This window comes from Streptomyces durhamensis (assembly GCF_000725475.1).
In the GTDB taxonomy this organism is placed as follows: domain Bacteria; phylum Actinomycetota; class Actinomycetes; order Streptomycetales; family Streptomycetaceae; genus Streptomyces; species Streptomyces filipinensis.
The window spans coordinates 316181-329460 of record NZ_JNXR01000002.1 but is presented as its reverse complement, the minus strand read 5'-3'; the positions used below and the strand labels follow the sequence as shown (position 1 = coordinate 329460).

The following is a 13280-nucleotide window of genomic DNA, read 5'->3' as shown; positions in this document are numbered from 1 at the left end:
GTGACACCAAACGCGAGAAAGGAAGGCAACTATGACAGAACAGGATGGCGAAATGGCCCGCGACCGTCGGCGCATTCTGCGCGGCGGAACATCACTGCTGGTCGCGGCGGCTCTGCCCGCCGGCAGCGCGTCCGCCAAAAGTGCGTCTCCCCGGCGTGCGGCCGTCGGGCCGATGTCCACCGTCAACGTCACCGATCTCGGCGCCGTGGGCGACGGATCCACCGACGACACCCAGGCATTCGAAACCGCGTACGCGCTCGCCGCCACCCACGTCCGCGGCGGGGTGGGCCGGCTGGTCGTCGAGATCCCCGCCGGGGACTTTCTCATCACGCGTCCGCACGCCCTGCTGAACGGCGTCGCCCCACCACGGCCGGCCAACGGTCTGCGCTTCGTCGGGGCGGGAAAGAACATGACCACGCTCGTCTTCCGCCCGGACACCGGGCCGGGCTCCTATCTGTGCCGGAACGAGGACGCCTGGTCGAACCTCTCCTTCGAACGCATGCAGTTCCGCTCCGACACCCCGGGCGCGTCCTTCTTCAGTTCCTACTCCACCGGACTGGCCCAGGACTACCGGTTCTCGGAGTGCGAATGGCTCGGGGAATGGGAGTACGGGCTGGCCCTCGACGGCACCAACACCAACTCGGAGATGCTGTGGCAGGCCTGCACGGTCGCCGGCAGCTACCGCAAGGCCTTCCTCTACTCCGGGATCACCGGACACGCGCAGACCACCCCCAACGACCAGGACCAGTTCCTGAACTACTGGTTCACCGACATGAAGGTCGAATACGAGTGGGGCAACTTCCTGGAGTTCCCCTACGGCGGATCCATCTCCTGCCGCGGCGGGTCGTACATCATCACCGGCAAACGCCCCGTGCGCACCGAGGAATACGGCACCACCAGCACCTTCTTCCGCTTCCCGGTCAGCCGGCACCACGATTCGGTGCAGCGCTTCCACGCCCAGGACATCCGCTTCGAGGTGCGCAGTCCGGACGTGCGGGTCATCGACTGCGTGTGGAGCAGCGGCACGATCCACTTCGCCGACTGCGACGACACCGCGAACGCCTTCATGGACTTCTCCGCCGAGGTCCGTCCGCACCAGTACAGCGTCGGACCGCGGGGGCCGCTGATCCGCTACGACTCCTGCCAGCTCGTGGGCCGTCACCAGTACCGGACGACCCACCGGCAGGACACCCAGCCGGCCGTCGTCCGCTACGACATGTGCCTGCTGCGGAACCACCCGCAGAGCGAGTTCGCCGTCACCGACGGCGCCGACGCGAATCCGGCCCCCTTCGTACGCTTCACCGACTGCCTCGGCACCGGGCCCGCCGGCGACACGCCCGCACCACCGCCGTCCACCGGCCCGGCCGTGCCCCCCGGCGGGACCTCTCCCACGGACTGAGGCGGCCGCCCGGTCGCCGGCGTAGGGGGCCCGGGGGTCCCCGGCGCCCCGCCTTTGTGTACGGCACGGTGGTCCGGCACCGCCAGGCGGTGCCGGACGCCGCCGCGTCAGACGTACTTGGTGGTCTTGACGCAGAAGTCGATGCGGGTGATGTCCGGGTCCTTGCCGTTCGCGTTGGCCAGGGCGTGCAGTCCGGTGTCGGCCGCCTTGCCGTCGGGGAAGCCCGTCGTGCTGTCGTACTTGTAGACGTTGACGCCGGTGCTGCCCGTGACCGCGACCTGGACGACGCTGCGGTGCGCGGACGAGGGGATGTTGAAGCCGAACACCTCGCCCTGGGCGTTGCTGCCGATGGTGAGCTGGAGGTTTCCGTCACCGGGGATCGCGACGGGCCCGGTCACCGGGTTGGTCACGCTGATCGCGGTCGCGCCCGAGGGGCAGGGCGGGGGCGGGGGCGTCTGGCACGGCGTGCACCCGGTGGGCGGCTTCGTCGAGCACGCCGAACACCCGGACGTGGGGGGCTTCGTCGCGCACGACGACGAGCACCCCGGTGTGCTGCTCGTCGAGCAGGTCGGGCACGCCTGCGCCGCGCGGGGAACCGCATGGGCCGCCGCGGGCCCGGCGGCGATACCGAATGCCACGGTCGCGGTCAGGCCGGCGCCGACGAGCCCCGCTCCCCAACCCAACCGTCGTGACTGCGTCTTCGTTCGGCCAGCTACTCGCATAACGAGCACTCCTCCTCAATGCTTGGGTACCTGACCTCGGGTACCTGATCTCGCCCTGGCGAACTCTCACGCCATTTCCTTTGGCAGTTCGAGCTTGACCAAGTGTCCGCGCCGGGCGTCCCCACACTGGCACGAGTGGACTGCCGTTATGGATTACGACTCCTTTTCCTAGGCCATTCGAGCTTCAGTAGGGGCCTGAAGGGCGGAGCGTGGATCCGCACGGTGCCAATCGGATGGATCTCGCGGCAAGCCCGCTTGTCGAATTCGGTGACGCGGGGCGGGGTGTCTACTTTCGGAAAGCTTCTCGCCACCCGTATCCCTCGACCCGGGATGTTCCATGCGCCTACGGAAAAGCACCTCAAGGACCGCCACCACGGCCTTTGCAGCGGTCCTCCTTGCCGCCGCCTCCCTCACGACCGCCTCCGGCGCGCCGGCAGCACACGACGAAAAGACCCTGACCGCCGCACCGTTGGCGACCTGGCAGACGGACGGTGTCGTCTGGTCGGTGGCGTACGCACGCGGTGTCGTCTACGTCGGCGGCACCTTCGGCAGTGTCCGCCCGCCCGGCGCGAAGCCCGGTCACAAGGAGGTCGCCCGAAGGAACTTCGCGGCGTTCGACGCCGTGACCGGCAAGCTGCTGCCGTGCGCCCACTCCTTCACCAAGGGCGCCGGCACCGTACGCGCGCTGAAGGCGTCGCCCGACGGCAAGGTGCTGTACGTCGGCGGGTCGTTCGGCCGGGTCGACCGCACCGGCGTGGCCAGCGCGGTCGCGCTCAACACGGCCGACTGCTCGCTGCGCAAGGACTTCCGCCCCGCCGTGTCCGCGACCGTGCGGGCCATCGAGACCACGGACAAAGCGGTGTACCTGGGCGGTGAGTTCACCCTGGTGAACGGCCAGACCAGGAATCACCTCGCGGCGCTCGGCCGCAACGGCTCGCTGCTGCCGTTCCGTGCGGACCTCGACGAGCCGGTCCGCGCGATCCTGGCCGCGCCCGATCACGGCCAGCTGCTCGTCGGCGGCTCCTTCCACACCGCCAACGGCAGTCCGGAACAGGCGCTCGTCTCGCTGGATCCCACGACCGGCGCGACGGTGAAGTCCTTCCCGGACTGGCTTCCGGAGCGGTCCGCGGTGTCGTCCCTGGCGCGCAACGGCGAGCACTTCTACCTGGGGGCGGAGGGCGCAGGGACGGGCATCTTCGACGGCCGTATCGCCGGCCGGCTGTCCGACGGCGCGATGGTCTGGAAGGACAACTGCCTGGGCGCCACCCAGGATCTCCTCGTGTACAAGGACGTCCTGTACAGCGCGTCCCACGCCCACTACTGCGCGCTGACACCGGGCGGCTTCCCGGACGGGCCCCGCCGGCACTTCCTGGCGCAGTCGGCCGACGAGAAGCGCATCCTGCACTGGTTCCCCGACACCGACGACGGCATCGGTGAGGGTGTCGGCCCCAGGACGCTCACGATGGCGGGCGAAGTGCTGTGGGCCGGCGGCGAGTTCACCACGGTCAACGGCAAGCCCCAGCAGGGCCTGACGCGTTTCGGGGCCGGCCCCGGCAGCTCGGCTCCGGAGGCGGTTCCGGCGCTCGCGAGCGACGACTCGCGCGCCGGAAAGATCACGCTCACCTGGCGTGCCGCATGGGACAGGGACGACGCGGAGCTGACCTACCGGATCTACCGGGACGGAAAGCTCGTGGCCACACGGAAGAAGCGGTCGGCCGAATGGGACCGCCCGGAGATGAGGTACACGGACTCCGTCTCCCCCGGCTCCCGTCACCGCTACACGATCGCCGTCAGCGACGGAGAGAACACCATGCCCCGGTCGGCGCCGCTCGACGTGACGGCGGCGACCGCCAAGTGACCGGCCGGAGCAGGGAGACGGGACGACGCCGAGGGGACAGCCCCTCAGGTGGTGATGGACTCCCTGCTCTGGCTGGGCACGAACGGCGTGGTGCCGGTGCCGAGCAGTTCCCGGTACACGTCGAGCACCGCGTCGCCGGTCTGCCGGACGTCGTGGTCGGCGACCACATGCGCGCGGCCCTGGGCACCCAGGGCCGCGCGCAGCGGCGCACGGCGCAACAGCGACGTCAGCGCCCGGGCCAGCGCGTCCACGTTCTCCGGCGGCACCAGGCAGTGCGGCAGATGTCCGGGCGGCAGGCTCTCGCGCACACCGTCCACGTCGGTCACGAGGACCGGCCGGGCACACGCCATGGCCTCCAGCGGGACCAGCGCCCGGCCCTCCCGGCGGGACGGCAGGACCACGACGTCGGCGGCCCGGTACCAGGGGGCGGCGTCGGGTGCCGGGCCGGCGAACTCCACCGACGCGGGCGCGCCGGCGCGCAGCCGGTCCGCGTCCGGACCGTCACCGACCAGCACCAGCCGGGCGGCCGGCGCCTGCCGTACGACGGCCGGCCAGGCCCGCAGGAGCACGTCCTGGCCCTTCTGCCGGCACAGCCGCCCCACGCAGACCACGAGCGGGCCCGCCGCGGACCGGGCGACGGCACCCTCGGGCCGGAACCTGCGCGTGTCGACTCCGTCGGGGACCATCTGCCACTGGGCGCTGATGCCGTGCCGTTCCCCGGTACGCCGCTCCGCCTCGCTCACACAGAGGACGCGCGCCGCCCACCGTGCCCCGAACTGCTCCCAGCGCACGGCCGCGTGGGCCCGGACGCCGTCCACGGCCTCGAACGACCAGGCGTGCGGCTGGAAGACGGTCGGGAGCCGGCCGCGCACCGCGAGCCGCACGGCCAGACCCGCCTGGGCGCCGTGCGCGTGCACCACGTCGGGGCGCAGCTCGCGCAGCACCTGGGTCAACCGGGCCACCTCGCCGGGGAGCCGGGACCCGGGTGAGCGGCTCGCGTTCCAGGGCAGCACCCGGCAGCCCTGCGCGCGCAACGCGTCCGTCAGCGTGCCGCCACGCGGACAGGCCACGCTGACGTGCGCCCCCGCCTCGCGCTGCGCCGCCGCCAGGTCCGTCACGAACCGGGCGACACCGCCCTCGACCGGCTGGGTGACGTGCAGGACGTGCGGCTCACGTGCGGCGGACGGCGTCGCACGGCGCGGGACCGGACCGAGGGGAACGCGCATGGCCGAGGCTTCCCTTCCGAAGAAACATTTCGAACCCGGCGCAGGGCGTACGATCGTAGGTTCGACATAAAACGCGTCGGATTCGGGAGGCAACACTAGCCCCTGTTTCCACACGGACGTCAACCGTGTCGGAATGACGATCCTCCTCCGGAGCTATTCACCGCGCAGAAATCACCTGCTTGGCGCCGCGCCGGACCGGCGGAAGCCAAGGGATAATCCGATAAGAATTCCCGGGATGTCGTGCGGGATGTACGAGTTCTGGAGAACTTGTGGTCAGCGGAGTTTCCCGCGACGCCCCTCTCTCGTTAACTCAGCGGAAGCGAGAGAAAGGAACACAATGAAGAGTCTGAAGGCTGCCGCCATCGTTGTCGGCACCCTGGCCATGGCGGGCGTCGCGGCGCCGGCCGTCGCGGCGGACGTACCGGCGCAGGGCCTCCTCGATGACGGCAAGACGGTTGCCCGCACTCTCCCTCACGCAGCCGACATCCCGACGGGCGAACTGGCCAACGACGTCAGGCAGACGACGGACGGCGTGAAGAAGTCGGGTGTCGTCAAGACCCCCGTCTTCGGCGGTACCCTGCCGAACCCGATCAACGGCAAGACGCCCGCCGCGCTTCCGGTCCTCAACAAGGGGGGCAAGGCGCCCGCTGCGCTTCCCGTCCTCAAGTAGAAGACGCACCCGCAGGGCTTCCGGGTCGGCTCCGTTGTTCTCGGAGCCGGCCTTTCCTTGTTCCGGCGTTCCGGCGTTCCGCGGTATCGCCGTCTCGTCAAAAGGTCAAAAAACGCGTGCAGAATGCACGAGCACCATGCACGGGAGAGCGGGGACAGCCGACAGCGGCCCGCCGAGACTCGACGGGCCGCCAGGCTGGGGCTGCTCAGAACAGGAGGCCACCGGCGTAGGGGGCCCACTGCGACTGGTCGACCTCCGCCGTGTTGCAGGCGGCGTAGTGCGAGTTCGGCGCGGCGACGCCGCCGAGGACGGCACCGTTCGACCACGGCGCGATGCAACGGCCGTCGACCAGGGAACCGTTCACGACGGCGATGCCCTGCTGCGGAGCGTTCACCACAATCGGCGACTCCGAGAAGCCGTCGCCGCCGGTGACGGTGGTGTTGTTGTCGGCCGCAGCGGTACCGCCGGCCGCCAGGACGATTCCCGCAGCCAGGACGCTGAGGGCCGTGACCTTCTTACGCATGAGTTGCGCCTTTCGGGTGAGTGACGGGGAGGGGACGTCTGCCCTGCTCCGAGTGCTCGGAGCGCGGGGAGTTAGAAGAGCAGGCCGCCCGTGTAGCCGGCGTGCTGCGACTGGTCGACCTTGGCCGTGTCGCACGCGGCGTAGTGCGAGTTCGGCGCGACGACCCCGCCGAGGACCGCACCGTTCGACCACGGCGCGACGCAGCGGAGATCGACGGCATTGCCGTTGACCACGGCGACGCCCTGCTGGGGGGAGTTCACGACGACCGGGGACGACGAGAAGCCCTTGCCGCCCGTGACAGTGGTGCAGTTGTCGGCTGCGGCGGTACCCGCGGCCGCCAGGACGACACCCGCGGCGAGGGCGGAGATGGCCGTAACCTTGTTACGCATGGGATGTCCCTTCCGGACTGCGTTTCGGGGGGTTCACCTGCTCGGAATTGCTCGAAGCAGGGGTCAGAAGAGCAGGCCGCCCTGGTACGCGGCGCGCTGCGACTGGTCGACCTGCGCCGTGTCGCAGGCGGCGTAGTGCGAGTTCGGCGGAACGACACCACCGAGAACGGCACCGTTGGACCACGGCGCGATGCAGCGACCATCGATGAGCGTGCCGTTGACGACGAGCACACCCTGCTGCGGGGCGTTCACGACGACCGGGGACGACGAAAAGCCGTCACCACCAGTGGCGTTGGTCGTGTTCGAGTGGGCGGAGGCAACGCCAGCGCTGCCGCAGACAGCGCCAAGGGCGAGTGCAGTGATGACCGCGAACTTCCTGGTCAACTCGGTTCCTTCCTGGATTCACGGTAAGCCGCGCTTACATAGCAAGAAACCGAAATATGCGGCGAAAAGTCACGCGGACACCGGGCATACCGGGCGGATTCCACCGGATGGCGGAACGGCGCCGCGCATTCGATTCATTCGGGCTGCACGGACCCGGAGTGAACGCCGACATGCGTCCGGCCCACTGGCAAGGAGGAATCCAGTGGGCCGGACAGGTTTTGAGGCGTGGGTGCGGCACGACATCGACGCCGGGTGGGTGTGCGGCAGCAGCGGTGTCGGGTCTCCGGCGAGGGAACCGGATCAGAGTGTCAGAACCCCGGTCACGCCGACTCCTGACGGTTCCGCGTCACCCCTGATTGAGCAGGCTACCGAGCCCGGCGCTGGTCGGCCCATTCAGCGGGTGGACCTGAACGGCTCCGGTACCGAGCGGATTCTTCACCGGAATAGCGGGCTTCTTGTTGGTGCTGCGCCCCATACCGTCCAGGTATACACCGGAGATTTTCGCGGCCTTGTTCTTGCCGGTCACCGTCGACGCCTGGTTCTGGTCGAAGGCGCTGCCCTTGGTGAGGTTCCCCTGCTTGGCCACTCGCATCACCGTGTCGGCCGCGGGCACGAGCGCCGGGGTCACCTCGGTCTGGGACATGAGGCCGAGCGGTCCGGTTTCGCTGGCCGGCGCCTTTCCCGCGGCCGACGCCGCGACAGCCGAGCCACCCACGAGACTCGCGCCGATGGCCAACGCCGCAGTTGTGAAAACTGCCTTCTTCATGATTCACCTCACTTGAAGTTATCTCTGATCCGACAGACGCAGAACATAGCAGTCCACAGTCGTCCCAAAGTGACGCACTACTCCATACGCATGAATGCCATGGGAGTGAAGGAGCGCATTCCCGGGGTTTATACAGAGGTATTCACATCTGGTCGGCGAATCAATTGATCGTATGGTGCTTCAAGCGTGGGAGAACTACGACACCACGTCCTTGCGGGCGAACCCGCGGAAGGCAAGCGCGATGAGCACGAGTGCGTAGCTCAGAGAGATCGCCGTCCCCTGGATGATGCCGGACCACTCGGGGTGCGGCTGGACGGTGTCGGCCCAGGCGAACTGCCAGTGCGCGGGCAGGAAGTCACGCCAGTGGCCGAGAGCGGTGACGGCGTCCAGGACATTGCCGACGACGGTCAGGCCGACCGCGCCGCCGACCGCGCCGAGCGGGGCGTCGGTCTTCGTCGACAGCCAGAACGCGAGCCCCGCGGTGACCAGCTGGGACACGAAGACGTACGCCACGGTCACCGCCAGCCGCTGCAACGCCGTACCGGGGTCCAGCGCGCCGCCGGTGGGAATCTGCAGCGGGCCCCAGCCGTAGGCCGCCGTACCGACGGCGAGCGCGACCACGGGGAGCAGGACCATCGCGGCGAGGCTCAGCCCGAGCGCCACCACCAGCTTGGACCACAGCAGCCGGGCGCGCGGCACGGGCGCGGCGAGCAGATAGCGCAGCGAGGACCAGCTCGCCTCCGAGGCGACCGTGTCCCCGCAGAACAGGGCGACCGGGATGACCAGCAGGAAGCCGGCCGAGACGAACAGGTTCACCGCGGCGAAGTTGGCGCCGGAGGCGGTCGCCGTGTCCATCAGGGTGACCTGGCTGTTCCGGCCGCCCGGGTCACCGCCGACGGCGAAGGCGATCAGCAGCACGAACGGCAGGAGCGCGAGGATCGCGCCCATGACCAGGGTGCGGCGCCGCTTGAGCTGCCGGACCAGCTCGACGCGCAGCGGCAGGGTGTGCCGCGTCCGGTAGCCGGAGGCGACCTCGGTGAGCGTGCTCATGCGGAACCTCCGATCAGGGTGAGGAAGGCGTCTTCGAGGCGGCGGTGCGGGCCGACCGAGGCGAGGGGCACTTCCAGCCGCACCAGCTCCACCACCAGCCGCTCGGCGGTGCCGCCGGGTTCGAGCCGGATCAGCAGTCCGTCGTCGGTGCGCACGGCGGAGGCGACGCCGGGCAGCGCGGCCACCTTGTCCACGACCGGCTCCTCCACGCTTCCGGCGGTGCCGACGAGCAGGGTGTCGCCGGAGCCGACGATCTCGCCGACCGGACCGGCCTGGACGAGCCGGCCGCGGTCCATGACCACCAGATGGGTGCAGGACTGCTCGACCTCGGCGAGGAGATGGCTGGAGACGATCACCGTGCGCCCGCCGGCCGCGTAGCGGATCATCACCTCGCGCATCTCGCGGATCTGGGGCGGGTCGAGACCGTTGGTGGGCTCGTCGAGGATGAGCAGGTCGGGCAGCCCGAGCATGGCCTGGGCGATGGCGAGGCGCTGGCGCATGCCCTGCGAGTAGGTGCGCACCGCGCGGGCGAGCGCGTCGCCGAGCCCGGCGATCTGCAGGGCCTCGTCCAGGTGGGCGTCGCCGGGCGGGCGGCCGGTGGCCTGCCAGTACAGCTCCAGGTTCTCCCGGCCGGACAGGTGCGGCAGGAAGCCCGCGCCCTCCACGAAGGCGCCGACCCTCGACAGCACGGGCGCTCCGGGCCGGACGGCGTGGCCGAAGACGCGGATCTCGCCGTCGTCCGGTGTGATCAGGCCCATCAGCATACGCAGGGTGGTGGTCTTGCCCGCGCCGTTGGGTCCGAGCAGACCGAGCACCTGGCCCTTCTCGACGCGGAAGGACAGCTCGCGCACCGCGTACCGGTCGGCGGACTTCGCGTACCGCTTGCTCAGGTCCTTGATCACCAGCGGCACCTCGGCCAGCCCTGCATCGGGCGCGGGGCCGGCCGTCCGGCGGCGGGCGGTGAGCAGCAGGGCGAGCGCGGTGGCCGCCGCGGCCACCGGAAGCCACCACACCCAGGCGGGCAGGGGCGCCGCGGCGGTGGCGACGGCGGGGGCCGTCGGCACGCTCAGGTCGCTCTTGAGGGAGACGGTGTAGGTGGCCGGGGCGGCCGGTGAGGCGTAGCCGAGGTCGGTGGAGGCGAGGACCAGGCGGAGCCGGTGGCCCTTCTGTACCTCGTGGTCGATCGCCGGGAGGGTGAGCGGGACGTCCTTGCCGGTCCTGGCGCCGGTCACCCGGAGGGGGGCGACCAGCTGGGAGGGCAGCACCTGCTGGGTGCCGTCGGGGCCGACGTCGTAGACCTTGCCGAAGAGGACGGCGTCGTCGCTGGTCGAGGCGATGTGGACGGTCGCGGTCGGGGTGCCGGTGATCTGCAGGTCGCGGGTGAGCGGGGCGGAGTCGAACCGGGCGTACTGACCGGGGAAGTCGAGAGAGACGCCGAGGCCGAGCGCGGAGAGCCGGCTCAGGCCGCCGGAGCCGCCGAGGCCGGGCAGCGCGGAGACGCCGGGCGGGCTGGCGCCGGCCGGGTTGGCCACCCGCTGGGCGCCGCCGGTCAGGGCGATGCCGCGCGGGTGGTCGCGCAGGCCGGGGTAGGCGGTGGCGCTCGCGCCGCGCAGCTGGGCCGTGCCGTCCGTGGAGTTCACGCCTCCGGTGCGGGTGATCCGGAAGGCCGGACCGGTCGCGGCGCTCCTGTCGCCCTTCAGATACCGGTCGAACCACGCGCGCACGCGTGCCTGGCCCCGGTCGCTCTCCATGTCGCCGCCGTCATGGCCGCCCGCGATCCAGTCGACGTCCACCGGGGCGCCGTTCGCCCGGATCGTCTTCTCGGCCGCGTCGGACTGGGCGAGGGTGAACAGGGAGTCCGTCTGGCCCTGCATGAACAGCGTGGGCACCTTGATACGGGAGCCGACGGCGGACGGCGAGCGCTCCCGAAGCATCTCGCGGGCGGCCGGGTCGGGGGTGCCGGACTCGGCGACCCTGTCGTACATCCGGCACAGCGCGGGGTCGAAGCGGGTGCAGCCGCCGCCGGTGTTGAAGAAGACACCGGCCCACAGCTTCTTGAAGACGCCGTTCGGGAACAGGGCGTCCGCGAGGTTCCAGTAGGTGATGGCGGGGGCGATGGCGTCGACCCGGTGGTCGTGTCCCGCGGCGAGCAGCGAGACCGCGCCGCCGTACGAGCCGCCGGCCATGCCCACGCGCGGGTCGCCGGGTTTGTCGAGCCGGACCTGGGGCCGCTTGGCCAGCCAGTCGATGAGCCGGGAGACGTCGGCGACCTCGCCCTCCGGGTCGTTGAGCCCGATCCGGCCGGTGGACCTGCCGAAGCCGCGCGCGGACCAGGTCAGGACCGCGTAGCCGTGCCGGGCGAGGTCCTGGGCCTGCTCGCGCACATCGTCCTTGCTGCCGCCGAAGCCGTGCGCCAGCAGGACGGCGGGGTGGCGGCCGGTGTCGGCGGGGGTGAAGAACGAGGTGTCCAGGCGCACGCCGTCGACCGCCATCACCTGGTCGCTCACCCGCACCGCGCGCGTGTCGTCGGAGGCGACGGCCGCCGTCCATGTCCCGGTGCCGGCGAGCGCCACGACGGCGGCCGCGGCGGCGAGCAGCCGGCGCGGCCCCTTGAGCAGCCCTCGCAGCGAGGACACCCGAAGATCCATGCCCTCAACGGTAAGGGCCGCCACCGACATCGGGGGAAGCCGCTGGGCTGAACGCCGGGCCCTCCCCCGGGAGTACGGGGCGGGCCCGGCGTACAGCAGGCGTGGTAGGAGGGACCGGTCGGGCGCACGCGGCGGGGCCGCACCTCGGATGCGGCCCCGCGCCTGACTGTGTCGGTTGTACTGCCCGGAGGCCGGGAGCCGGAAGCCGGCCCCCTACGCCACCGCCTCCTCCGCCTGGACGTCCTCCGGCAGGGACACCAGCCAGCGGGTCTCCCGGCGCGGGCGGAGGTAGAAGGCCCAGTAGAGGGTGGCGACGGCGGTGATGCCACCCGTCCACCACAGGTACGTCGGGTCCTGCTCGACCAGGATGTAGAGGAGCACCGCGATCAGCAGGACCGGCATGACCGGCCACAGCGGCATCCGCCACGCCTGCTTCCCGCCGTGCGCCCCGCGCCGGGCGAGCAGCGCGGCGACCGCGACCAGCAGGTACAGGCCGGTGACCGCGACGCCGGTGACGCCGTAGAGCGTGTCCAGGTTGACGAAGCAGAGGAAGGCACCGGGGACGCCGACGACGAGGGTGGCGACCCACGGGGAGCCGAACCGGCCCAGCTTGGCCAGGGCCTTGTTGACCGGCGAGGGCCAGGCCTTGTCGCGGGCGGAGGCGAACAGGACGCGGGAGTTCTGGATGACCATGACGATGCCCGCGTTGATGATCGCGAGGGCGACGCACAGGCTGACGAAGGTGCCGACGCCCGAGTTGCTCCAGGCGATGACCATGCTGGAGATGTCGCCGCCGGTCAGGGCCTTCAGGTCACCGGCGCCCAGGGTGATCGCGACGACCGGCACCAGGATGACGACGCTGGAGATGGCGAGGGTCGCGAGGACGGTACGGGCGACGTTGCGACGCGGGTTCTCCAGTTCCTCGGAGAGGTAGACGGCGGTGGAGAAGCCCTGGGTGGCGAAGAGGGCGATGGCGAGTCCGGACAGGACCATCATGGCCGTGACCGGGTTGACGTGGGCGTGCTCGCCGGCGACCTGCAGGGAGCCGAGGCTGCTCACCGCGCGGTGGGAATGGGTGAAGCCGAGGAGGGCGACGACTCCGGCGGCGACGACCTCCAGGACCAGGAAGATGCCGGTGATCCAGGCGTTGGCGCGCAGGTCCAGCAGACCGGCGAGGGTGGCCGCGAGCATCACGCCGGCGCCCGTCCAGGACGGGTCGAGGTGGATGAGCGGGGCGAGGTAGTCCGCGGTGCCCATCGCGATGACCGGAGGGACGATCATCACGACGAGCAGTGACATCACGAAGGCCAGCCACCCGGCGAGCCGTCCGGCCAGGGTGGAGACGATGGCGTACTCGCCGCCCGCGCTGGGGATGAGGGTGCCCAGCTCCGAGTAGCAGAACGCCACGGGGATGCAGAGCAGCGCGCCGATGGCGAGGCAGAGTGCCGTCGCGGTGCCCAGGCTGGAGAACAGGTCGGGCACGATCACGAAGAGCGTGGAGGCGGGCGTGACGCAGGACAGCGTCAGCAGGGTGCCGCCGACGACACCGATGGAACGCTTCAGCCCGGGTGAGTGGGCCGGCGCGGTGTCAACCACGGACTTCTGGAGCGTGTCGGTCATGCGGCGGTTCCGATCGACTCGTGCG

At 70.7% G+C, this 13280-nt stretch carries 13 protein-coding genes; 3 read left to right on the top strand and 10 right to left on the bottom strand.

Annotated elements, in window-relative coordinates:
- Window positions 1-31: 31 nt before the first annotated feature.
- Window positions 32-1399, top strand: coding sequence for a glycoside hydrolase family 55 protein (locus IO33_RS0103230; protein ID WP_245235664.1), 1368 nt, complete (start codon window positions 32-34; stop codon window positions 1397-1399).
- 107 nt (window positions 1400-1506) lie between these two features.
- Here the strand turns inward: IO33_RS0103230 and IO33_RS0103225 are convergent, their stop codons facing one another.
- A complete protein-coding gene (locus tag IO33_RS0103225) occupies window positions 1507-1809 on the bottom strand; it encodes a hypothetical protein (protein ID WP_157857784.1) in 303 nt (100 codons plus the stop codon).
- Complete coding sequence (locus IO33_RS0103220; protein ID WP_031159887.1) at window positions 1769-1975, bottom strand: hypothetical protein; 207 nt, start codon at window positions 1973-1975, stop codon at window positions 1769-1771. The genes IO33_RS0103225 and IO33_RS0103220 overlap by 41 nt, the downstream gene beginning before the upstream one ends.
- 483 nt (window positions 1976-2458) lie before the next feature.
- On the opposite strand from IO33_RS0103220, the gene IO33_RS0103215 reads away from it, so the two are divergent.
- Window positions 2459-3979 (top strand): hypothetical protein, encoded by a 1521-nt coding sequence (locus IO33_RS0103215; protein WP_031159885.1) that lies wholly within the window; start codon window positions 2459-2461, stop codon window positions 3977-3979.
- Between the two features lie 44 nt (window positions 3980-4023).
- On the opposite strand, the gene IO33_RS0103210 is transcribed toward IO33_RS0103215, so the two are convergent.
- The gene (locus IO33_RS0103210; RefSeq protein ID WP_051926370.1) at window positions 4024-5205 is read right to left on the bottom strand and encodes a glycosyltransferase family 4 protein; all 1182 of its coding nucleotides are present in this window, start codon (window positions 5203-5205) and stop codon (window positions 4024-4026) included.
- 337 nt (window positions 5206-5542) lie between these two features.
- Here IO33_RS0103210 and IO33_RS0103205 point away from each other — a divergent pair, with 337 nt between their 5' ends.
- The gene (locus tag IO33_RS0103205) at window positions 5543-5875 is read left to right on the top strand and encodes a hypothetical protein (RefSeq protein ID WP_051926369.1); all 333 of its coding nucleotides are present in this window, start codon (window positions 5543-5545) and stop codon (window positions 5873-5875) included.
- 205 nt (window positions 5876-6080) lie between these two features.
- On the opposite strand, the gene IO33_RS0103200 is transcribed toward IO33_RS0103205, so the two are convergent.
- The 7 genes from IO33_RS0103200 to IO33_RS0103170 form a co-directional block, all read right to left on the bottom strand.
- Window positions 6081-6398, bottom strand: coding sequence for a hypothetical protein (locus tag IO33_RS0103200; RefSeq protein WP_031159879.1), 318 nt, complete (start codon window positions 6396-6398; stop codon window positions 6081-6083).
- Window positions 6399-6469: 71 nt separating this feature from the next.
- Complete coding sequence (locus IO33_RS0103195; RefSeq protein WP_031159877.1) at window positions 6470-6787, bottom strand: hypothetical protein; 318 nt, start codon at window positions 6785-6787, stop codon at window positions 6470-6472.
- A 63-nt stretch (window positions 6788-6850) separates the two neighbouring features.
- Window positions 6851-7171: a hypothetical protein gene (locus tag IO33_RS0103190; protein WP_031159875.1), complete on the bottom strand. Its 321-nt coding sequence runs from the start codon at window positions 7169-7171 to the stop codon at window positions 6851-6853.
- A gap of 346 nt (window positions 7172-7517) precedes the next feature.
- Entirely contained in the window at window positions 7518-7937 is a 420-nt protein-coding gene (locus tag IO33_RS0103185; protein ID WP_245235663.1) for a hypothetical protein, read from the bottom strand.
- A 195-nt stretch (window positions 7938-8132) separates the two neighbouring features.
- Entirely contained in the window at window positions 8133-8987 is an 855-nt protein-coding gene (locus IO33_RS0103180; protein WP_031159871.1) for an ABC transporter permease, read from the bottom strand.
- Entirely contained in the window at window positions 8984-11635 is a 2652-nt protein-coding gene (locus IO33_RS0103175; RefSeq protein ID WP_031159868.1) for a CocE/NonD family hydrolase, read from the bottom strand. Before IO33_RS0103175 ends, IO33_RS0103180 begins: the two co-directional genes overlap by 4 nt.
- 213 nt (window positions 11636-11848) lie before the next feature.
- The gene (locus tag IO33_RS0103170) at window positions 11849-13255 is read right to left on the bottom strand and encodes an APC family permease (RefSeq protein WP_031159866.1); all 1407 of its coding nucleotides are present in this window, start codon (window positions 13253-13255) and stop codon (window positions 11849-11851) included.
- Window positions 13256-13280 lie beyond the last annotated feature (25 nt).